Origin of the sequence: Pseudomonas sp. B21-035, from assembly GCF_024748945.1 — a bacterium.
In the GTDB taxonomy this organism is placed as follows: domain Bacteria; phylum Pseudomonadota; class Gammaproteobacteria; order Pseudomonadales; family Pseudomonadaceae; genus Aquipseudomonas.
Genome location: NZ_CP087179.1, coordinates 3,173,973 through 3,195,472 on the forward strand (window position 1 = coordinate 3,173,973; position 21,500 = coordinate 3,195,472).

Sequence of the window (21,500 nt, forward strand, 5' to 3'; positions counted from 1 at the left end):
CGGATGAATTTCAACCTGTCTGCCTGGGCGCTGCGCAATCGCCAGATCGTCCTCTATGTGATGTTGCTGATGGCCGTGACCGGCGCCCTGGCCTACACCAAGCTGGGCCAGAGCGAAGACCCGCCCTTCACCTTCAAGGCCATGGTCATCCGTACCCTGTGGCCCGGGGCGAGCGCCGAAGAGGTGGCGCGCCAGGTCACCGAACGGATCGAAAAGAAGCTGATGGAAACCGGCGAGTATGAACGCATCACCTCGTTCTCGCGCCCGGGGGAATCGCAGGTGATCTTCACTGCCAGCCAGACCCTGAACTCGGCGAAACTGCCCGAGCTGTGGTACCAGGTCCGCAAGAAGGTCAGCGATATCCGCCACACCCTGCCCCAGGGCACGCTCGGGCCGTTCTTCAACGATGAATTCGGCACCACCTTCGGCAACATCTATGCCTTGACCGGCCAGGGCTACGACTATGCCGTGCTCAAAGACTACGCCGACCGCATCCAGTTGCAGCTGCAACGGGTCAAGGACGTCGGCAAGGTCGAGCTGCTGGGCCTGCAGGATGAAAAGATCTGGATCGAGCTGTTGAACACCAAGCTGGTCAACCTCGGCCTGAGCCTCGGCGCGGTGCGCCAGGCCCTTGAGGAACAGAACGCGGTGGCCGCCAGCGGTTTCGTCGAGACCCCGACCGACCGCGTGCAATTGCGGGTCAGCGGGCGCTTCGAGACCGTCGAGCAGATCCGTAACTTCCCCCTGCAGGTGGCCGGCAATACCTTTCGCCTGGGTGACGTTGCCGAGGTCAAGCGCGGCTTCAACGACCCGCCGGCGCCGCGCATGCGCTTCATGGGCGAACCGGCGATCGGTCTTGCCGTGTCGATGAAGGCCGGCGGCGACATCCTGGTCCTCGGCCAGGCTCTGCAAGGCGAGTTTGCCCGCCTGCAGCAGCACTTGCCGGCGGGCATGCAACTGCACAAGGTCTCTGACCAGCCGGCGGCGGTAAAGACCGGCGTCGGCGAGTTTGTCCGGGTGCTGAGCGAAGCCCTGGTGATCGTGCTGGTGGTCAGCTTCCTGTCGCTGGGGCTGCGCACCGGCCTGGTCGTGGCCCTGTCGATCCCGCTGGTGCTGGCCATGACCTTTACCGCCATGTACTACCTGGGCATCGGCCTGCACAAGATCTCCCTGGGGGCACTGGTGCTGGCGCTGGGATTGATGGTCGACGACGCGATCATTGCCGTGGAAATGATGGCGATCAAGATGGAGCAAGGCCTCGACCGATTGGCCGCGGCCAGTTACGCCTGGACCAGCACGGCCTTTCCGATGCTCACCGGCACCCTGATCACCGCCGCAGGTTTTCTGCCGATTGCCACCGCGCAGTCGGACACCGGCGAATACACCCGCTCGATCTTCCAGGTGGTGACCCTGGCACTGTTGATGTCGTGGATCGCCGCGGTGGTGTTCGTCCCCTACCTGGGCGCACGGCTGCTGCCACAGCGCAGCCACACCGGCGCGCAAGCCCAGGCGCACGGCGCCCAGGCCACTTACGACACGCCCTTCTACCGCCGGGTGCGGGCACTGGTGGCCTGGTGCGTGGACCATCGCAAAACCGTGATCGCCCTGACCCTGGGGTTGTTCGTCGCCTCGATCCTGCTGTTTCGCTTCGTCCCGCAGCAGTTCTTTCCGGCCTCGGGGCGCCTGGAGCTGATGGTAGATATCAAGCTGGCCGAGGGTGCATCGCTGACCGCGACCGAACAACAGGTCCATCGCCTGGAGCGCCTGCTGGCCGAGCATGACGGCATCGACAACTACGTGGCCTATGTCGGCACCGGTTCGCCGCGCTTCTATCTGCCCCTGGACCAGCAACTGGCGGCGGCAAGCTTTGCCCAGTTCGTGGTGCTGGCGAAAACCATCGAAGACCGCGAAGCGCTGCGCCAGTGGCTGGTCGCGACCCTCAATGAACAATTCCCGGCCCTGCGCACACGGGTCTCACGCCTGGAGAACGGGCCGCCGGTGGGCTACCCGGTGCAGTTTCGGGTATCGGGTGAACACATTCAGGAGGTCCGCGCCCTGGCCCGCCAGGTGGCCGACAAAATTCGCGAGAACCCCCATGTGCTCAACGTCCACCTCGACTGGGAAGAGCCAAGCAAGGTGGTGCGCTTGAACATCGACCAGGACCGCGCCCGGGCGCTGGGGGCCAGCACCGCCGACCTGTCGCGGTTCCTCCAGGGCTCGCTGACCGGCGCTGCGGTCAGCCAGTACCGCGAAGACAACGAACTGATCGAGATTCTTGTGCGCGGCAGCGAGCAGGAGCGCCAGCAACTGTCGCAACTGTCCAGCCTGTCGATGCCGACCGCCCAGGGCCATAGCGTCAGCCTGGCGCAGATCGCGATTCTTGAATACGGCTTTGAAGAGGGGGTGATCTGGCACCGCAACCGCCTGCCGACAGTGACCATTCGCGCCGATATCCAGGGCGACCAGCAACCGGTGAGCCTGGTCAAGCAGATCCAGCCGACCCTGGAGCCGATCCGCGCCAGCCTGCCTGACGGCTACCTGCTGGAAGTCGGCGGCACGGTAGAGAACTCGGCGCGCGGCCAGCAGTCGGTGAAGGCTGGCCTGCCGCTGTTCGTCGTGGTGGTGCTGACCCTGTTGATGGTCCAGTTGCGCAGTTTCTCGCGCTCGATCATGGTGTTCCTCACCGCCCCGCTGGGGCTGATCGGCGTCACCCTGTTTCTGCTGATGTTCCAGCAGCCGTTCGGCTTTGTCGCGCTGCTGGGCACCATCGCCCTGTCGGGCATGATCATGCGCAACTCGGTGATCCTGGTCGATCAGATCGAACAGGACATCAAGGCCGGCATGGACCGCTGGCAGGCGATCATCGAGGCCACGGTACGGCGCTTTCGGCCCATCGTGCTGACCGCCCTGGCGGCGGTGCTGGCGATGATTCCGCTGTCGCGCAGCATTTTCTTCGGGCCCATGGCGGTGGCCATCATGGGCGGCCTGATCGTCGCCACCGCCCTCACCCTGTTGTTTCTGCCGGCGCTGTACGCCGCCTGGTGCCGGGTCAAGCGGCCCTAGCCAGGCACGCGCTCGTCGGCAAAAAAGGCCTTGCGCCCATCCACCTGGCTGGAGGCGCGAGGCAGGTTGGCCGCCTCTGCCGTGGGCTTCTCGACATACCAGTAGCAGTGTTTCGCCGCGCGGGTAATGGCCACGTAGGCCAGGCGCAGGACTTCGTCCTTTTGCGCGTTGTCGAACGCCTGGGCATCGCCGCTGCGGCCCAGGCCCGCCTGACGATAGACCTGGTTCTTGTACGGCGAATGGGTCAGGTGCTGGCAGTCTCCGAGCATGAACACCGCGTCGGCCTGCAGGCCCTTGGCGCTGTGATAGGTCAGCTGGCGCAGGCGCCGTTGCGCCGCCGGCAAACCGGCTTCGTGGTTGACCAGTGCCTGCAGGTGCTCGGCAATCGCCGCCTTGTCGCTGCTCTTGCGGTACAGCAGCATGACCGATTCGCCGTTGCGGTAGTGCTCCAGCAGGGTTTCGGCCAGGCTCGCCTCGTCGCGCTCGAGCACCTTGACCGGCAGCGGCGTCTCGGCCGCCGGGCCGCAAGCCCTGGCCTTCTTGCCGCTGATGGCCGGCGCCGATTTGACGATATGCTCGGCCGCATCGATGATGTGCTGGTGGCTGCGGTAGTTGTCGGCGAGCATCACCCGCGTGCTGCTCGGCGCCGGGAACTCCTTGGCAAACTCCATGAAGTACTTGGGCGAACTGCCACGCCAGCCGTAGATCGACTGCCAGTCATCACCCACGCACAAGAGCGACGAATGCTGCGCCACCCGCCCGACCTGCATGGCCGGGCCACGGCGGCGGATTTCGCGCAGGCAGGCGCGCAGCCAGGACACGATCTGCGGCGAGACGTCCTGGAACTCGTCGATCATCAGGTGTGCCAACGGCCGCAACAGCGGGTCGGGCAACAGTTGCAGGTTCTGCGGGTTGTTCTCGCCGAACAGGGCGAACATGCGGTTGTAGCTCATGATCGGCGGCGACTGGCCCAGCAGGTGCGCCTCCAGGGCTTTCCAGTACAGGCCCAGGGCTTCAAAGAACAGGGCGTCGGTGTCGCCGGCCGGGAAGCTCATGGCACCGACCGCCTTGTTGACCTCAAGCCCGAGGTTCTCGATAAAGCCGGCAGCGCCAACAAAGGCATCCAGCAGCGGCGCTGCGCCCAGCTCGCCCTTGACCTTGTAATCAAAGCCCGGCCCGGCCACGGCATCACCGGCCAGGGACGATGTCAGGCGCTTGGCCGCAGCGTAGTTTTCCAGCCAAATCACTGGCTTATCGCAGAAAGCTTGAAACAGGGTGCGCTTGATCACCCACTCCGCCCACACCGGCAGCTTGGCCCCGGGGCGCTTGTACTGCTGGTTTTCTCCGGGGTCGAAACCGAGCACTACGTAAGCGTCCAACTCGGCGATATGGCCATGGAAATGAAAGCGGCTACCGTTGATTTCGACGGTTTCGCGGCTCGGCTCGATGCCCTTGATCGGCCAGGCACCGGCAGCAAACCACAGGTCTTCAAGGGTGTCGCACAGCTCTTCGTCGCGGCTGGCCGACAGCTGGGTCACCGCCACACGCTTTTGCACATCGGGGTGATCGCGGTCCAGCGCCTTGAGCTGCAGAGCCTCGCGGCGCAGGCCGGCGATCAGCTCGGCAAAGCGCGGGCTGCTGCCCAGCAGGTCGCGGTAACAGAGGTTGAGTTGCTGGCGTTGGGCATCGTTGATACGCAGGTCGAACGGATTGCTGTCAGCATTGGCTTCGCTGCCGCCGGGCATTTCGCTGCCCAGGGTCTCGAACGCGCGCACCTGGCTGAAACCCGGCAGGCTGCGTACCAGCGGCAGGATACGCGAATGGAAGGTGCGCACCAGCTCGCGCGCCTGCACCTGGCTGAGTTCCAGTTGCCACAGGGCAAAGACCTGGACCAGGCGGTTGATGAAGTCCTTGCGCGATTCGCGGGTGAAGGTCACCACGGTCATGGCGTCCAGCTCGTAGCCCAGGTAATGGCGCAACAGCAGGATGCGCAGTACCAGCGAAGTCGACTTGCCGGCGCCGGCACCGGCGATAACGCAGGTCGACGGCGTGTCGCTGAAGATCATCTTCCACTGCGCCGCGCTCGGCTGGGCGTGGGCTGGCAGGCGCTGGGCGACGTCGGCCTTGAAGCGCTTCTTGAGCTCGGCAGTCAGCGCCAGGCGCCAGTCGTCGAACAGGGCGTCGTCGAGCCCGGGCACGCCATGGCCGTCGGGGCGGGTGTCACGGATCACCAAAACCTGGCGCCCGGCTTCGTAGCCATCAATCCGCCCTTCTTCGTAGCCTTCGCGCAAGCCATCGGCGTGACCGGTGCGCTGACCATTGGCATGGCCCTGGAACCAGGAGTCGCGGTGCTGCGCCTGCAAACGGCTCAGGCCTCGACCCAGCAGGCGCGCAGCGAGGCGCCGCAGCCAAGGCAACTGCGCCGGCGCAATCAACTCCAGGGGTAGCTTGGGACGCTCTTCAGACACACCGACTCCAACAGAATGAAAACCAGCGGCCATGTTCGCTCCATCGGGCAAAAATCACCAGCCGATTACTTGTAGATCAGTGAATTAGGCGATGAAGCGTACAAATTACCGCAGCTCTATATATCGACAAACATGATTATTATCAGTCGAAATTTACGCTTATTTTCGATCATTGATTGATGGATCATTTGTCCCATCCACTCACTTCGAGGACAACCATCATGCTGCAACTGCGCCCGTTCAAGAGCCTTGGCCATGCCAACCATGGTTGGCTCGACGCCCATCATCACTTCTCGTTCGCCGAATACCATGACCCGGCGCGCATGCACTGGGGTACCCTGCGGGTCTGGAACGACGACCTGATCGCCGCCGGCAGCGGCTTCCCGCCGCACCCGCACCGCGACATGGAAATCATCACTTATGTACGTGAAGGCGCCATCAGCCACCAGGACAACCTGGGCAATAAGGGCCGTACCGAAGCCGGTGACGTGCAGGTGATGAGTGCCGGCACCGGCATCACCCACAGCGAGTACAACCTGGAGCAGGTCGATGCGCGCATCTTCCAGATCTGGATCATCCCGCAGCGCGTCGGCCAGGCGCCGTCCTGGGGCACCCGGCCGTTCCCCAAAGGCGAGCGCGGCGAAGGCTTCGTGACCCTGGCCAGCGGCCGTGAAGGCGATGAGCAGGCGCTGCAGATTCGTGCCGATGCACGCCTGGTGGCGGCGACCTTGCGCGCCGGGGAAAGCGCCGAATACCGCTTCGAAGCCGGGCGTCGAGGCTACCTGGTGCCGGCCAAGGGCCTGGTTGAAGTCAACGGCGTGAGCGTCGAAGCCCGTGACGGGCTGGCGATCGAGGATGAGCAGGTGCTCAGGGTGATGGCGGTGCAGGACAGCGAGATAGTGCTGGTTGATATCGCGTGAGGGCCATCGCGGGTCAAGTCGGATCGCCGCACCGCCGCTCCTACACCCATCTGTAGGAGCGGCGGTGCGGCGATCCGACTTGACCCGCGATGCTGTTAGCGGTCAGGCAATCGCCGCATCCACCAGTTCCTGGGCTTCGGCCACCAGGCGCTGCAGGTGCGCTTGATCGATGAAGCTTTCGGCGTAGATCTTGTAGATGTCCTCGGTACCCGACGGCCGCGCGGCGAACCAGCCGTTGGCAGTCATCACCTTGAGGCCACCAATGGCCTGGTTGTTGCCCGACGCATGGCTGAGGATCTGCTCGATCGGCTCACCGGCGAGCATGGTCGACTTGACCTGCTCCGGTGCCAGTTTGCTCAGCAGGGCCTTTTGCTGCGGGTTGGCCTTGGCCTCGACGCGGGTGGCAAACGGCTCGCCCAGCGTAGCGGTAAGCTCGGCATAGGCCTGGCTCGGGTCGCGGCCGGTGCGCGCGGTGATTTCCGCCGCCAGCAAGGCCGGGATCAGGCCGTCCTTGTCGGTGGTCCAGACGCTGCCGTCCTTGCGCAGGAACGAGGCGCCAGCGCTCTCCTCGCCACCAAAGCCCAGGGAGCCATCGAACAGGCCGTCGGCAAAGAACTTGAAGCCCACCGGCACCTCGAACAGGCGGCGGCCCAGGCGCGCGGTGACGCGGTCAATCAGGCCGCTGCTGACCACGGTCTTGCCCACGGCGGCGTCGCTGCGCCACTGGGGACGGTGCTGGAACAGGTAGTCGATGGCCACCGCCAGGTAGTTGTTCGGGGCGAGCAGGCCATTTTTGGTAACGATGCCGTGGCGGTCGTGGTCCGGGTCGCAGGCAAAGGCCACGTCGAAGCGCTCGCGCAGGCCGATCAGGCCTTGCATGGCGTACGGCGAGGATGGGTCCATGCGGATCTGCCCGTCCCAGTCGACCGACATGAAGCGGAAAGTCGGGTCGACCTCGGTGTTGACCACTTCCAGGTTGAGCTTGTAGTGCTCGGCAATCGCCGACCAGTAGCGCACCCCTGCCCCGCCCAGCGGGTCGACGCCCAGGCGCAGGTTGGCGCCGCGGATCACGTCGAAGTCGATGACGTTTTCCAGGTCGGCGACGTAGCTGGCGACATAGTCATGACGGTGGGTGGTGCTGGCCGCCAGCGCCTGCTCATGGGCCATGCGCTTGACGCCGTCGAGGCCCGCTGCCAGCAGGTCGTTGGCCTTGGCCTCGATCCACTTGGTGACATCGCTGTCGGCCGGGCCGCCGTTGGGCGGGTTGTACTTGAAGCCACCGCTTTGCGGCGGGTTGTGCGACGGGGTGATGACGATGCCGTCGGCAAGGCCGCTACTGCGCCCGCGGTTGTAGCAGATGATGGCGTGGGACACCGCCGGGGTCGGGGTGTACTCGTCGTCCTTGGACAACATCACCTCAACGCCGTTGGCCGCCAGTACCTGCAGGGCGCTGGCTGCTGCCGGGGTCGACAGCGCATGGGTGTCGGCGCCGATGAACAGCGGACCGTCGATGCCCTTGGCCTGACGGTACAGGCAAATGGCCTGACTGATGGCCAGCACGTGGTTTTCGTTGAAGCTCAGGTCCAGGGAGCTGCCACGGTGCCCGGAGGTGCCGAAGGCCACGCGCTGGGTAGCGATGCTGGCATCGGGCTGGCCGGTGTAGTAGGCGGTCAACAGTTGCGGGATATCCACCAGCACGGAGGCCGGGGCCGGTTTGCCCGCCAAAGGACTGAGCTTCATGCAAAACCTCAAGAAAGGATGTTCAGGGTGATGAAAACACGCAGTTTACTGGCAGTTTGACCAGCAAGCGACCGTGACTATCCCCGCGCCGGCGATTATTTCTGCTCAGGCGCCCACCAGGCCGGAAACATGCGCTGTACGCGGGCTTCGGCGAAGCGGTCATCGATCAGCAACAGCGTGCCACGGTCGTCGTTGCCGCGAATCACCCGGCCCGCCGCCTGGATGACCTTCTGCACTCCGGGGTACAGGTAGGTGTAGTCGAAGCCTGCGCTGAACAGCCGGGCCATGCGCTGCTTGATCTGTTCGTTGACCGGGTTGACCTGGGGCAGCCCGAGGGTGGCGACAAAGGCGCCAATCAGGCGCGTGCCCGGCAGGTCGACGCCTTCGGCAAAGGCGCCGCCGAGCACGGCAAAGCCGACGCCCTGGCCCTGGGGAACAAAACGCTCAAGAAAACCCTGGCGCTGCTGCTCGTCCATGCCCGGCGCCTGGCTCCATTGGCTGATGGCCGGGTAGCGCGCGGCCAACAGGCTCGAGACCTGCTGCAGGTAGTCGAAACTGCTGAAGAACGCCAGGTAGTTGCCCGGCGCCTGGGCATACTGCTCGGCGATCAGCTCGACGATTGGCGCCAGCGACGCCTCCCGGTGCTGGTAACGGGTCGAGACGCTGCTGATCACCCGCACCTGCAGTTGCTCGGCGGCAAACGGTGAGGCGACCTCGAGCCAGGCGCAATCGGCCGGCATGCCGAGCAGGTCGGCGTAGTAATGGCGCGGGCTCAAGGTGGCGGAAAACAGGGTGGCACTGCGCGCTGCAGTCAGCCGCGGGCCAATCAGCGTCGCCGGCACCACGTTGCGCAGGCACAGGGTCGACAAGGCGCGCTTGCCCGGGCCCGGGCGCTTGCTGATATCGAACAGGAAGTGCTCGTCGAACAACTCGCTGACGCGGCTGAACTGCAGCGCCTGAAAGAAGAACTGTAACACCGCAGGGTCAATACCGGTCGGCGTCTGGTTGAGTTGCTCCTGGATCAGCCCGATGCACTGTTGCAAGGCCTTGAGCAGGGCGTCGGGCAGGCCGTCGACCACCCGGTAAGGCGCCAGCTGCGCCTTGTGCAGGGCATTCCACTGGCGATTGAGGCGCTCCAGGGCGCTGCCCAGCCCGGCCGGCTTAAGCTTGCGCAGGGCCAGCAACTGGCCCTGGTCGAGGCTTGCGCTGTACATCTGCCGGGCCCGCTCGACCAGGTTGTGCGCCTCGTCCACCAGCAGCGCCAGACGCCATTGGTTGGCCTGGGCCAGGCCGAACAACAAGGCGCTCTGGTCAAAGTAATAGTTGTAGTCGGCCACCAGCACATCGACCCAGCGGGCCATCTCCTGGCCCAGGTAATAGGGGCACACCTGATGGGCCAGGGCCACCTCACGCAGGGCGGCCTTGTCCAGCACCGCCACGGCCTGGGCGGCCTGGCGCGCCGCTGGCAGGCGGTCGTAGAAGCCCTTGGCCAACGGGCAGGCATCACCATGGCAAGCCGTGCCGGGGTATTCGCAGGACTTGTCGCGGGCCACCAGCTCCAGGCTGCGCAGGGCCGGCTGGGTGCCGCTGGCCATTACCTGGCGCAGCGCCTCCAGCCCCAGGGCGCGGCCGGGGGTCTTGGCGCTGAGGAACAGGATTTTGTCCAGTTGCTGCGGGACCATGGCCTTGAGCAGCGGAAACAGCGTGCCCAAGGTCTTGCCGATGCCGGTGGTGGCCTGGGCCATCAGGCAGCGGCCGGTGCTGACCGCCTTGTAAACGGTTTCGGCCAGTTCACGCTGGCCATGGCGAAACTGCCCGTGGGGGAATGCCAGGGCCTGCAGGCCCTGATTGCGCAAGGCCTGGCGCTGCAGCTGCTGCTCGGCCCAGTGCAGGAAGATCGCACACTGGGCGTTGAAGAACTGTTCAAGCTCCTGGGCACTGCGCTGCTCTTCGACCAGGGTCTGTTCATCGTTGTCGACATTCAGGTACACCAGCGCCAGGCGCAATGCCGGCAACTGGCGCTGCTGGCACAACAACCAGCCGTAGACCCGGGCCTGAGCCCAGTGCAACTGGCGATGGTTGTCGGGCTGGCGCGTCAGGTCGCCGCGATAGGTCTTGATTTCTTCGAGGCGGTTGAGCCGCGGGTCGTAGCCGTCGGCGCGGCCGCGCACCTGCAAGGCCGCATACTGGCCTTCGAGGCTGACCTCGGCCTCGTAGCCCTCGCCGCGCCCGGCCACCACCCGCCGGTGGCCGCTGATGCCCTCCTGGGCCGTGGGTGACGGGGTGAAGCGCAGGTCGAGGTCGCCGACCTTGGCGGTAAACTCGCACAACGCCCGCACCGCCACGCTGTAGCTCATGGCGCCCAGTGCACGTGACAGACTTCCACTGGCAGGCCGTGCCCGGCGCAGAATTCGATCCAGCGCAGCTGGCTGTCCTGCAGGCGGTCACCCGGGCCCTTGACCTCGACCATGCGGTAGCGTTGCTGCTCGGGCCAGAACTGGATCAAATCAGGCATGCCCGAACGGTTGGCCTGGATGTCTTCGAGCAGGCGCTCGAAACAGCTTTTCAGGTGTGCCGGGGGCAGGCAGATCAGCGCCTGTTCGAGCAACTCTTCGCTGAGCACCTGCCAATAGACAAAAGGCGATTGCAGCCCCTGCTTGCTGACAAAATGACGGCGAATGGTCTGCCGGTAACTGCCGTCGTCCAGTTGCCCCAGGCAGCGGGCGAACAGCTCGCTGCGCCGGCCATGGAACTCGGCGTCGTGCAAGTCCTGCGGGGCGCTCTGGAACGGGTGGAAGAACGCCCCCGGCAACGGCGCGAAGATCGCCTCCCAGCACAACAGGCCGAACAGGCTGTTGAACAGGCTGTTCTCGACGTAATGCACCTGCCCGCCGCCCTGCCCCAGGTGCAACTGCACGGCCTGCTCGACGCCCAGCGCCGCCAGTTCGGCCGGCAGTTGCAGCTCGACCAGGCTGACCTGGGGCTTGGCCCGCCGTGGCTGCGGCGGCCCGCCCAGCTTGCGCTGCAAACGCGGCAGCATCCGCGCCAGGGCCTGGACCTCAAGGCTGTTGGCCGGTTGCCGGGCGATCTGCGCGGCCAGTTCGAACGCCTGCGCCCACTGCTCGCTACGCTCCAGTACCCGCACATGACGGATGCGCGCCTGCGGATGCTGGCTGCGCGGGTAGATGCGCAGGGCCAGCGGCCAGTCACCGAGGCGCTCGCTGTGCTGGCCAAGCTGGTACAGCAGTCGCGAGCGACGGCGCAGCAGCCAGGGGTTGTCGCTGTCCAGGCACTCGATGTGCCCGACCACCTGCTCAAGCGACACGCCCTGCTCCAGCAGCTCGGCGCACTGGTGCAAGGCCAGCGCCACATCGATGTCGCTGCGCTGGCGCAAGGCCCGCGAGTCGGCGCTGAAGGCCACCTGCTCGTAGCGCAGCAGGCCCAAGTCGGCCAGCACGAACTCCGACCAGTCCTGGTACAGGTTGCCGAAGAACAGCAGGCGCAGACGGTCGCACAAGGCCTGCAGGCGTAGCTCGATGATCGGCTCGGCAAAGCCCGGCAGCCATTGCTGCAACGGCTGCGGCGGCAGCTCAAGGGCCTGCAACTGGGCCAGCAGTTCGCCCTTGGCCGCCCGTGGCCGTTCGAGCCGGTCGGCAAAGCCCTGGGCCAACTCGTCCTTGCGCAGCAGCTGGAACAGCTGCTCAAGGCTCAGCACGCCGTCATCGACTACCCAGCCCAGGGCCAGCAATGGCGCCAGGGCAGCCTGGGTCGAGCCGATCTCGGCGTAGTCGAGCTTGCTCGGGCGAAACAGCTGACCCTTGCGCATCACCATGCGCACCAGCAAGGCCTGGGCCGCCTGCGGCTGCTGGCGGAACTGGCTGATGAAGGCGTGCTCCTGGTCGTCGAGCAGGTCGGCATAGCGCAGCTCGATCCAGTCGAGCACTTGCTGGAAGTTGTGCAGGTAGTAGAACGGGTCGTCGACGGAATGGGCGATCACGGCGCGGTACGGGCTGGCGGCTGGAGTACTGGTTATACATACAGACGCCGCCCTCTGGCAACCCGCGGGCGACCAACGCGCTGCCTAGGGCATCAGAAGTCCACCGTCGCCGACAGCTGCAGGGTTCGCGGATAGCCCGGCGAGATGGCGCCATAAGAGGCTACCCCCGACCAGTACTCACGGTCGAAGACGTTCTGCAGCGTGGCCCGGAAGGTGGTCGGGCGCCCGTCGATGCGGGTGCTGTAGCGGGCACCGGCATCAACGCGGGTCCAGGCGTCCAGCTCCTGGGTATTGGCCTGGTTGATGTACTGGCTGGCGGTGTAGATCGCTCCACCGGTCAGGGTGAAGCCCTCGGCCCAGGGGGTGTCCCACTCGGCCCAGAGGTTGGCCTGGACATCCGGCACCCCCACCGGCTCATTGCCCCGGTTGGCAGCGGTGGCCGAGTCGGTCAGCTCGCCGTCGAGCAGCGTCACCCCGCCGAGCAAGCGGGTGCCAGGCGCAACTTCACCGAACATGCTCAGCTCGATCCCGCGGTTGCGCTGCTCTGCCTGCACCGCGAAGACATTGCCGCTTGCCAGTTCGCCACTGGGTTTCTCGATCTGGAACAGCGCCAGGGTGGTCATGAAAGTGCCGTGCTCGTACTTGACCCCCAGTTCATGCTGCTTTGACTCGTAGGGCGCAAAGGCCTCACCGGCGTTGGCCGCCGTGGCCGGGGCGATATCGCCCTTGCTCAGGCCTTCGACGTAGTTGTAGTAGAACGAGACGTCGTCCCAGGGCTTGACCACCAGGCCGACCACCGGCGTGGTGGCGCTGTCCTTGTAGCGTGAGCTCACTACCCCGGTGGCGCTGTAGTTGCGCGACTCGATTTCCTGGCGACGCACACCCAGGGTCAGTTGCAGGCGGTCTTCGAGCACCGACAAGGTGTCGGTCAACGCCACGCCGGAGAGTTCCGACTCGGAGATGCGCAGCACCTTCGGCGCACTGATGTACTGCTTGGGCACATCGATCGGGTGGTAGATGTTGGAGAGGATTTCGCTGCCGTTGTTGATGCCCCGGGACAATTCGTCCTGATAACGGGTCGCCATCAGCGTGGCCGTATGGGTGACCGGGCCGGTGTCGAACAGCGCGCGCATGCCCACGTCCGCCGTCGAACGGTCGACGTTGAACTTGTAGTAGCCGGGAATGTTGCTGGTGTCGCCCGCCTCGTTGAGGATTCGCGGTACCTGGTCAGACATCCGCTTGACGTCCGCCTTGCCGCCGCCTGCGTGGGCAAACACCGTGACGGCATCGTTCAGGTCATACTCGCCGCCGAGCAGTGCCGATTGCTCGCGGGTATTGGACCAGCCCCAGTCCTGCGGCAGGTTGCTGCGCCCGTTCGGCGCCGACGGTACGTCGATGCCTGGAGCCACGGTAAAGGGTCGCGAGGAGGCGTCCCATTTTTCTTTCTGGCTGATGAAGTCAAGGTTCAGGCGCAAGCGCTCGCCCTGGTAATCCAGGGCAATGGCGCCGATATCCAGGGCGCGTTGCTGATCGTCAATGGCCGTATCGCCCTGGGCGACACTGCCGTTGAAACGCACGCCCCACGCTTTCTCGCTACCGAAGCGGCGGCTGATGTCCAGGTGCCCGCCTACCTGGGTGTCGGAACTGTAGCTGGCGGTAAAACGGGTCAGGTCTTCGGCCAGCGGGCGCTTGGGCACGATGTTGATCACCCCGCCGACGCCGCTATTGGGGGAAATGCCATACATCAGCGCCCCGGGCCCCTTGAGTACCTCGACCCGTTCGGCGTATTCGGTGAACACCCGGTAGTTGGGCGCCACGCCATACACGCCGTCGAAGGCCAGCTCACCCAGGTTGCCTTCGCCCACAGCAAAGCCGCGAATGAAGAACGAGTCGACGATCCCGCCGGTCTGCCCGGTCGAGCGCACCGACGGGTCGCGTTCCAGGGCATCGGCGACGGTGACCGTCTGCAGGTCGGCCAGGGTCTTGGCGGTGTAGCTGGTGACGCTGAACGGCGTGTCCATCACGTCCTTGTTGCCGAGCATGCCCACGCGCCCGCCACGGGCCACCTGGCCACCGGCATAGGCCTCGGGCAGGCCGCCGGCACGGGTACTGGTGGCCTCGATGGTGGTGGCGTCCAGGGTCAGGCCGTCGGCGCCGGCAGGCAGCCTGGCGAGGGTGAAACTGCCGTCGGCACGCTCAAGCAATTGCAGGCCGCTGCCGGCCAACAGCCGCGCCGCGCCGTCGTGCGCTGTGTAGCTGCCGCGCAGGCCCTGGCTGTGCTGCCCTTCGGTCAGTGCCGGTTCGAACGACAAGGCCATACCAGAGGCCATGGCAAAGCTCGACAGCACGCGCCCCAGCGGCCCTGGCGCAATGTCGTAGGCCTGGGCGGCGACGGCATCCAGTGGCTGCGCGGCGGCAAGCCACGAGGCGCCACTGCCTGCGACCAGGGTAAGACCGAGCATGGCGCTACGCACGGCCAGGGCCAGGGGACGTTGAGCGCGAGGGCGACTTGCAACAGACATGACTGAGGGATCCTTTGGACTGGATAAATGAGGGGTGCACTCCCATTGCCAGTCGAAACGCAAAAAAGTATCAGCGCCAGCCAGGTTTATTTTCCTGCGCCTGACTTAGGCCGGCGTGAGCAACAGCCAATAGCCGTTCAGGTGCGCCTTGACCGCCAGCGGGTAGGTCGCTGCCAGCATGTTCAAGCTGCGCTGGCTGTCGTTGAGCGGGAACGCGCCCGATACGCGCAGGTCGGCGATCTGCGGGTCGCAGCGGATGAAACCGCGCCGATAACGGCCAAGCTCAGCGGCAAAATCTTCCAGGCGCATGCGGTCGGCAAGCAGCATGCCGTGGGTCCAGGCGCTGATGCTGGCGTCGACCGCCTGTGGTGCACGGCTGCTGTGGGCATCGAAGTCGGTCTTTTCTCCGGCGCGGACAACCTGCACCGCGCCAGGGGGTGCATTGGCCGGTTCGATGCGGACGGCCCCTTCGAGCACCGCCAGGTAAGTCCGCCCGCCCTGCTCGCGCACGCAAAACCGCGTGCCCAGCGCTTGCATGCGGCCTTCGCGGGTGCCAACCCGCAACGGCCGTGGCGGCTGCTGGCGGTCGGTGGCGGTGTGCACGAGGATTTCGCCACGCCGCAACTGGATGAAGCGCTGCTGCGCGTCATAGCGCACATCGATGGCCGAGTCGGTGTTGAGGAACACCCGGGTGCCGTCGGCCAGGGTCAACTCGCGGCACTCGCCCAGCGCAGAGCGGTAGTCGGCCATCCACGCTTGCTCGTCGCTGACCTTCCAGCCGGCCCAGGCGGCTGGCACTGCCGCGAGCATCAACGCCAGGCGGGCGATGGCGGCGCGCCGGCGCGGGTCTGCCGGGCGATCGAGCGCCGACATGGCCAGCGCCGGCGGCAAGCCGCCGAGTTTGCCCAGCAACAATTCGGCGCGCTGCCAGGCGCGCTCTCGTTCGACGCTGCTGGTGCGCCAGGCCGCCCACGCCGCCTGCTCAGCCTCAGAGGCCTCGCCTTCGCTCAGGCACATCAGCCATTGCGCCGCTTCATCTAGCGCTTGCGGGTCAATCGCGGTTGACGTCATCACTCCACCAGCGTCAGGCACTGCAAGAAGGCCTGTTTCATGTAGCGTTTGACGCTGATCAGCGAAACGCCGAGCTGTTCGGCAATCTCGGCGTACTTCATGCCGTTCAGTTGCGACAGCAAAAAGGTGCGCCGGACCACCGCCGGCAGGGCATCGAGCATGGCATCGATTTCGTGCAGGGTCTCGAGCACCAGCAGGCGCTGCTCAGGGGACGGCGCCTCGGGCACCGGCAGTTGCGCCAGCGCCGTCAGGTAGGCGCGCTCCAGCGATTTGCGCTGGCACCAGTTGGCGAGAATGCCGCCAGCGACGCAATTCAGATACGCCCGCGGGTTGTCGAACACCGCCACCTTCGAAGCGAGGATGCGGGTGAAGGTATCCTGCGCCAGGTCTGCCGCATCCAGCGCATTGCCCAGGCGCTTGCGCAGCCTGGCGTACAGCCAGCCGTGATGGCCACTGTACAGCGCCTCGACAGTACGCAGGTGGGAGTCGGCAGAAGGCAGCGCATCGCTCATGGGGTGGCGGTTTTTTGTAATTGATAACGATTTTCAATACTAATTTAAACCGTTGCTGCGCCGCAACTCATCACTGAGCACACTCAAGCCGTAGGGCAAGTCCCCTTGCGGCCCGGCTGGCCAGCCCAGGCGCAGGTGCTGGCGAAAATCGCCCTGCAGGCTGAACAGCTCGCCCGGGGCAATCACCAGGCCCTGCTGCAGCAGGCGATGGAACAACGGCCGGGTCTCTACCGGGGCGCATACCCGGGCCCAGATGCAGCCACCGCCGGCGGGCATCTGGAACTCCAGCTGCGAGCCCAGGTACAGCTGCATCTGCCGGTACAGGAGGCCCAGGCGCTCGTGCAGACGCGCCCGCAGTTGCTCCAGGTGCACATCGACACGGCCCTTGCTGTACAGCCTGGCCACGGCTTGCTGGCGCAACGGCGGCAGGCGAAACCCGCGCAGCAGGAACTGGCGCAGCAAGGGCCCGTGCCACTGGCGCGACAGCAGGAAGGCGTAAGGCGCTTCGGCGCCAACGCTGCGCTCCAGCGACGAGAACACCAGCAGGCGCTGCGGGTCGACCAGTTCGCGCAGGTCAGCGCCAGAGCCTGGGCTGAGGCACAGTTCGCTGTCCAGGTCGTTTTCCAGCAGCCACACGCCGTGCTGGTTGAGCAACCTGGCCACGGCCTGGCGCGCGGCCTCGGGCATGATGCTGCCATGGGGCAGGCTCAGGCGCGAGGCCAGCATCGCCAGGCGCACCGGCTCCTCGCGCAGCAGCCGGGCAAAGCGCTCGAGATCAAGGCCGCCGTCGGCCTGCAAGGGCACTTCAAGCACCCGTATCCGCGCCGCCTGAAACACCCGCAGCAAACGCCAGGAACAGGGCGTGGTCACCACCACGGCGCTGTTGTGCAGCTCAAGGGCGGCCAGGGTGGTCTCCAGCAACGAGCGCAGGTCCAGCGCCAGGTAGACATCCTCGGCGCTCCAGTACAACTGCGCCGAGCGGGTATAGCGCGCCGCCAGGGCGGTGCGCAGTTCCAGCTCGCCACAGGGCTGGGGGGCGCCGCCCAGGCGCGGGTACTGGCGCAGCAACTGGCGCTCGATGCCCAGCAAGGTTGCCTCCAGTGACTGCGGCGCCTGCTCCTGGCCGCCGCTGAGCACCAGCATGCGCGCCGAGTTGGCGTGCTGCTGCAAATCCTGGAGCAGATCGCCAGCGCTGGGCCGTGCCGGCTCAAGGGCCGGCCCCCTGGCGTAGTAGCCCGACTTGGGCACCGGCTGCACCCGCCCTTCGTGCTCAAGCAGCGAATAGGCGTACTGGACCGTCGAAATCGACACGTTCAGGCGCTGGGCCAGGTCGCGCAACGACGGCATCCGGCTATAGCTGCCCGGCGCCATCTGCTCGATCAGCTCAACCAGGTAGCGATACACCGCCCGGTAGGCGAACTCGCTACTGTGCGGGGCTTTCATCAGTACCGGCCTGGCTGCTCTGCCTTGAGCCAGGCCCAGGACGGCGGCTGCACCCGCAGGTGGCGCAGGTCGGCGCCGCGGCCCTGGATTCGCGCCAGCAACGAACGCGGACGGGCCCAGCTTTCCGGTTCACGCAGATAGAGCATCTGCAGCAGTGGCAAGTCCAGGCCACTGATGTCGACCATCCACTGCACCACCGGCTCCGGCGCCGGCAATCGTTGCAGGGCCTTGTGCAGGTAAGGCAAGGCCACCAGCATGCCGGGGTGACAGCGGCGCAAAAACACCTCAAGGCGCAGGCCCCGGGAAACAAACGGCGCAAACAACTGGCAGACCAGCTGCGCTTCGCTCAAGCCGTAGGCCTGCAAGGCGAAGTCGCTGGCCTGGCTACGGCGTTGCTGTAACTGCTCGGCGTGCTGCCAGCGGCCCAGCAGGCGCACCTGCAACGTGCGCGGCAGGCCCTTGCGCTGCATGCGCTGGCGCGCCTGGCTCAGGTAGGCATCGACGCCTTCGCGGTAGTCGCTGTCTTCGATGAACTGCCCGTGCAGCCCGCTCAGGTGCGCCAGCAACAGCGGGTTGGCGGTGCCCGCCTGCGCGCAGGCAAAGTACTGCTCGTCGAAGCGACAGCCCAGAAAGCGGTTCAGGCGCTCGTCATACGGCAAGTCGGGGTCATGCACCAGGTCATCGATGATGATGAAACGCATCGCCGGCGCACAGTAATCGCCGTTGGGCCCGATGGCCATGGGCCGGGCCTGGCCGTACAGCTGCTGCAGGTAACGCTGGCGCAACTCGCTCATGCCCTCGCACAGCGACGTGGCACAACTGTGTATCGGCCGGATGCACAGCAGGTCTTCCTCGCGCAGGGCGCGGCGGCTCCAGGCCAGCAGGCGCCTGCGCTCGGGCAGCGGCTGGGCGGTGATGATGGCATCGACACCGCCGCGCCAGCCGATGGCCTGACGGCACAGCTCGGCAAGGCGCAGGGTGCCATGGCTACCGAAACCGGCCCGTGGCCCGCCAGCGAGCAAATGCCCGAACAACAGCAATTCGTGACGCTCGGCCAGTTGCTGGCTCTGGGAAATAGCGTGGCGGCGGTCGAATGGCAGCAACTGCTGGTCATCGAGCATCAGCAGCTCGACCCGCGGATCATCGTGCAGAAACAGCGCCGAGAAGCCCTGCTCGATATTGTTCAAGGCCGTAATACTCATGCCGGCCTGGCGCACCACGGCGATACGCAGCTCGAAGGTGCCCGGCGAGCGCGCGGCAATGCTCAGTTGCGCCGCGCGCAGGCAGGCCAGGGCATGGCTGGCATTCTGGCTGCCATCATGGGCGAACATCAGCCTGAAGCCGTTGATGCGCTCGGCGCCGCCCGCCGCGACAATCAAGCGTTGAATCAATAACTGCAAAGAGGCCCGCTGGGCCTGGGACAAATGCTCCAGCAAGCGCGCCAATACTTGCTGGTAGATATACTGCATGGCTTGATCGTGAATGCTGCTCATAACGCCTACCCGATTTCAATAAACGGCCACCTGAAAGAAAAAGATTCCATCGAAGAACTTTCAATCAGCAAAGAAGGATAAATAAGCTTATCCTCAGAAACTTCCTACAACTTCCTACGGAAATAACTTCAGAAGCTCTTGCTCACCATCGTTCTTCCCTCCCCCAGCCCGGCAGCACAGCGCCTTTAACCCCTGGCTTACGACCCATCATGCCTCGCTCCGTGAGACGACTATTGAAGAACTATTATCGGGCGTTGCCCCGCGAATAAAAGATACAGATCACGGTAAAAAAACCATTCAGATTCATCTTCGACAATACCGACAATCAGACAGGCTGCCTGTGCTTTTTCCTATTGCACAAACATAGCGCAAGCAGGCAAGCGTCAGCAGGCAAAGTTACCTCGGAAATATCCTAAACAACCCTGGGAAATACCCACAAAAAAGGTTCTTCACGGATTTCCGGGTTTAGGGTCCTTGGGATCGGATGTTGAGGCTACGGCTGCGGGCATATCCATTCGATGTGGCGCCGCTGCCGGCCCCTTCCAGACACCTACGTTCAGCCTCCTGAAGTCGCGAAGTTACGGGCGGAGCCTGCACTGACGTATCTGCGAAAGCAGATTCTGGCGCGGTCATACTGAAGCCAAAGCTAGGAACGACTTGCTTGGTTTTGGTTTTGGTCTTGATCTTCATGCACGTACTTCCAGGCGCCGCGAAAGGCGACTTCAGGAGGCCGAGCGTAGGTGCCTGTAGGGGCGGTGCGCAGCACCTTCGGCGGCAGCCGAAGACGCGAGATGTAGACTTGCGAAGCAAGTCGTAGGCCGCGATGCCCCGGAAGGTGCCGTAGCGAGGGGACCCGAAGCGCAGCGTAGGGCCGTATGCAGGAGCAGGCGGTTTTGCCTACCTTTTCCCAAGAGAAAAGTAGGCCGCCGTAAAGGCGGAAGGGGCCAGCAGCAGCGCCACAACGAATGGACAAACTCGCGCCCAAACCCAGGAGTGCGTGAAAAACCACAAAAAAGCCCGAGTCAATGCTCGGGCTTGTTCAGGCCAAGTGTCGCGCAGATTTTACTCCGCCTGCGACAAGTCCAGCACCAGCCGGCCACCGCAAGGGCATTCGTCCATGTAGCGGTGCGCCTCGACCACCTTCTCGAACGGGTAGGTCTTGATGATCAGCGGCGTCAGCAGCTTGTCGGCGGTGAACTGGTTGATATCGCGCAGGGCACGCTGCAGCGCCACCTGGTCCTGGCTGATGCCAAGCTCCGGCTTGCCGGTGAAGTTGCCGATGCAATGCACGAAGAACTGGATGTTCTTCTGGAACGCCGCACAGGCCGGGAACGGCGTCTGGTTGCCGCCTTGCAGGCCATACAGCACCAGGCTGCCACGCGGTGCCAGGGCATCACCGAGCAAGGCCATCTGCGGCCCGCCAAGGCCGTCGAGGACCATATCGACACCGCGGTTGTCGGTGTACTTGTTGATCTGCATGAGCAGGTCCTGCTCTTCGGTGACGATCACCTTGTCGGCACCGAGCTTGATCAGGTAGTCGCGCTGCTCGGCCTCTTTGGTCGCGGCAAACACCTTAAGGCCCAGGGCCTTGCCCAGTTGCACGAAGGCCGGGCCGGCGCAGTGGCTGGCGTCGGTGATCAGCGCGGTTTGCCCGGCCTTGGCCCGCGCCAGGTCGACGAAGGCAAAGTAGGCGATCAGCAGTGGCGTGTAGTGCACGCTGGCCTCGACCGGCGAGAGAATCTCGGGATAACGGGTCAGGGCATTGCGCGGCATGACGATGACTTCGCCGTACACCGGATGCTCGTTGGCACTGCTGGCCGGAAAGCTGGCAACCTTGTCGCCGACCGCCAGGTCATCGACACCTTCGCCCACGGCTGTAACCACACCCGCCATCTCGTGTCCGATACCGGCAGGCAGGCGCGCCTGGGACGGCGCCAGGTTCTGCCGCCAGAGCACGTCGTACCAGCTGATGCCGATCGCTTCAACGCGAATCTGCACCTCGCCAGCCGCCGGTTGCACCGGGGCCTGCTCTTCGATCTTGAGCACCTCGGCCGGGCCGAACTTGTGGAAACGGATCATGCGGGACATCGCAAACCTCGCCAATTGAACCTCTAATGCCCTGAACTCTATCCGGGCTTTGACGGTTAGACCATCAGTGGCCATTAATAGTCAACATGCTTGTCATTGATTGATGGTAATGCAGCGTCCATCAAATTATGCGGTGCAGGGTAGCAGCCTTTACCCGTAAGATTCACCCCTGCCCCATCCGCC

12 protein-coding genes are annotated in these 21,500 nt (G+C 64.9%); 2 read left to right on the forward strand and 10 right to left on the reverse strand.

The genetic code is table 11. From position 1 onward, the window contains the following. Nucleotides 1–3: 3 nt before the first annotated feature. A complete protein-coding gene (locus LOY22_RS14575; protein WP_045198189.1) occupies nucleotides 4–3,063 on the forward strand; it encodes an efflux RND transporter permease subunit in 3,060 nt (1,019 codons plus the stop codon). On the opposite strand, the gene LOY22_RS14580 is transcribed toward LOY22_RS14575, so the two are convergent. Further along, complete coding sequence (locus tag LOY22_RS14580) at nucleotides 3,060–5,564, reverse strand: UvrD-helicase domain-containing protein (protein WP_213604296.1); 2,505 nt, start codon at nucleotides 5,562–5,564, stop codon at nucleotides 3,060–3,062. The genes LOY22_RS14575 and LOY22_RS14580 overlap by 4 nt on opposite strands. Before the next feature lie 188 nt (nucleotides 5,565–5,752). Between LOY22_RS14580 and LOY22_RS14585 the strand changes: the two genes are divergently transcribed. Then, entirely contained in the window at nucleotides 5,753–6,451 is a 699-nt protein-coding gene (locus LOY22_RS14585) for a pirin family protein (protein ID WP_093382094.1), read from the forward strand. Nucleotides 6,452–6,553: 102 nt separating this feature from the next. Here LOY22_RS14585 and pgm read toward each other — a convergent pair whose 3' ends face one another. The 9 genes from pgm to LOY22_RS14630 form a co-directional block, all read right to left on the reverse strand. After that, on the reverse strand, nucleotides 6,554–8,191 hold the full coding sequence (gene pgm / locus LOY22_RS14590) for a phosphoglucomutase (alpha-D-glucose-1,6-bisphosphate-dependent) (RefSeq protein ID WP_258593667.1): 1,638 nt from the start codon (nucleotides 8,189–8,191) through the stop codon (nucleotides 6,554–6,556). A gap of 95 nt (nucleotides 8,192–8,286) precedes the next feature. Continuing rightward, entirely contained in the window at nucleotides 8,287–10,548 is a 2,262-nt protein-coding gene (locus LOY22_RS14595) for an ATP-dependent DNA helicase (protein WP_258593669.1), read from the reverse strand. After that, entirely contained in the window at nucleotides 10,545–12,188 is a 1,644-nt protein-coding gene (locus LOY22_RS14600) for a VRR-NUC domain-containing protein (protein WP_258593671.1), read from the reverse strand. The genes LOY22_RS14595 and LOY22_RS14600 overlap by 4 nt, the downstream gene beginning before the upstream one ends. A gap of 92 nt (nucleotides 12,189–12,280) precedes the next feature. Next, complete coding sequence (locus LOY22_RS14605) at nucleotides 12,281–14,710, reverse strand: TonB-dependent receptor (RefSeq protein ID WP_093382080.1); 2,430 nt, start codon at nucleotides 14,708–14,710, stop codon at nucleotides 12,281–12,283. Between the two features lie 105 nt (nucleotides 14,711–14,815). Next, complete coding sequence (locus tag LOY22_RS14610) at nucleotides 14,816–15,781, reverse strand: FecR domain-containing protein (protein WP_258593673.1); 966 nt, start codon at nucleotides 15,779–15,781, stop codon at nucleotides 14,816–14,818. Continuing rightward, nucleotides 15,781–16,293: a sigma-70 family RNA polymerase sigma factor gene (locus tag LOY22_RS14615; RefSeq protein WP_123566563.1), complete on the reverse strand. Its 513-nt coding sequence runs from the start codon at nucleotides 16,291–16,293 to the stop codon at nucleotides 15,781–15,783. Before LOY22_RS14615 ends, LOY22_RS14610 begins: the two co-directional genes overlap by 1 nt. A 39-nt stretch (nucleotides 16,294–16,332) precedes the next feature. Then, nucleotides 16,333–17,736: a PLP-dependent aminotransferase family protein gene (locus tag LOY22_RS14620; RefSeq protein WP_258593675.1), complete on the reverse strand. Its 1,404-nt coding sequence runs from the start codon at nucleotides 17,734–17,736 to the stop codon at nucleotides 16,333–16,335. Further along, nucleotides 17,736–19,229: a hypothetical protein gene (locus LOY22_RS14625; protein WP_258593677.1), complete on the reverse strand. Its 1,494-nt coding sequence runs from the start codon at nucleotides 19,227–19,229 to the stop codon at nucleotides 17,736–17,738. The genes LOY22_RS14620 and LOY22_RS14625 overlap by 1 nt, the downstream gene beginning before the upstream one ends. 1,062 nt (nucleotides 19,230–20,291) lie before the next feature. Beyond that, a complete protein-coding gene (locus LOY22_RS14630) occupies nucleotides 20,292–21,317 on the reverse strand; it encodes a zinc-dependent alcohol dehydrogenase family protein (RefSeq protein ID WP_258593679.1) in 1,026 nt (341 codons plus the stop codon). Nucleotides 21,318–21,500 lie beyond the last annotated feature (183 nt).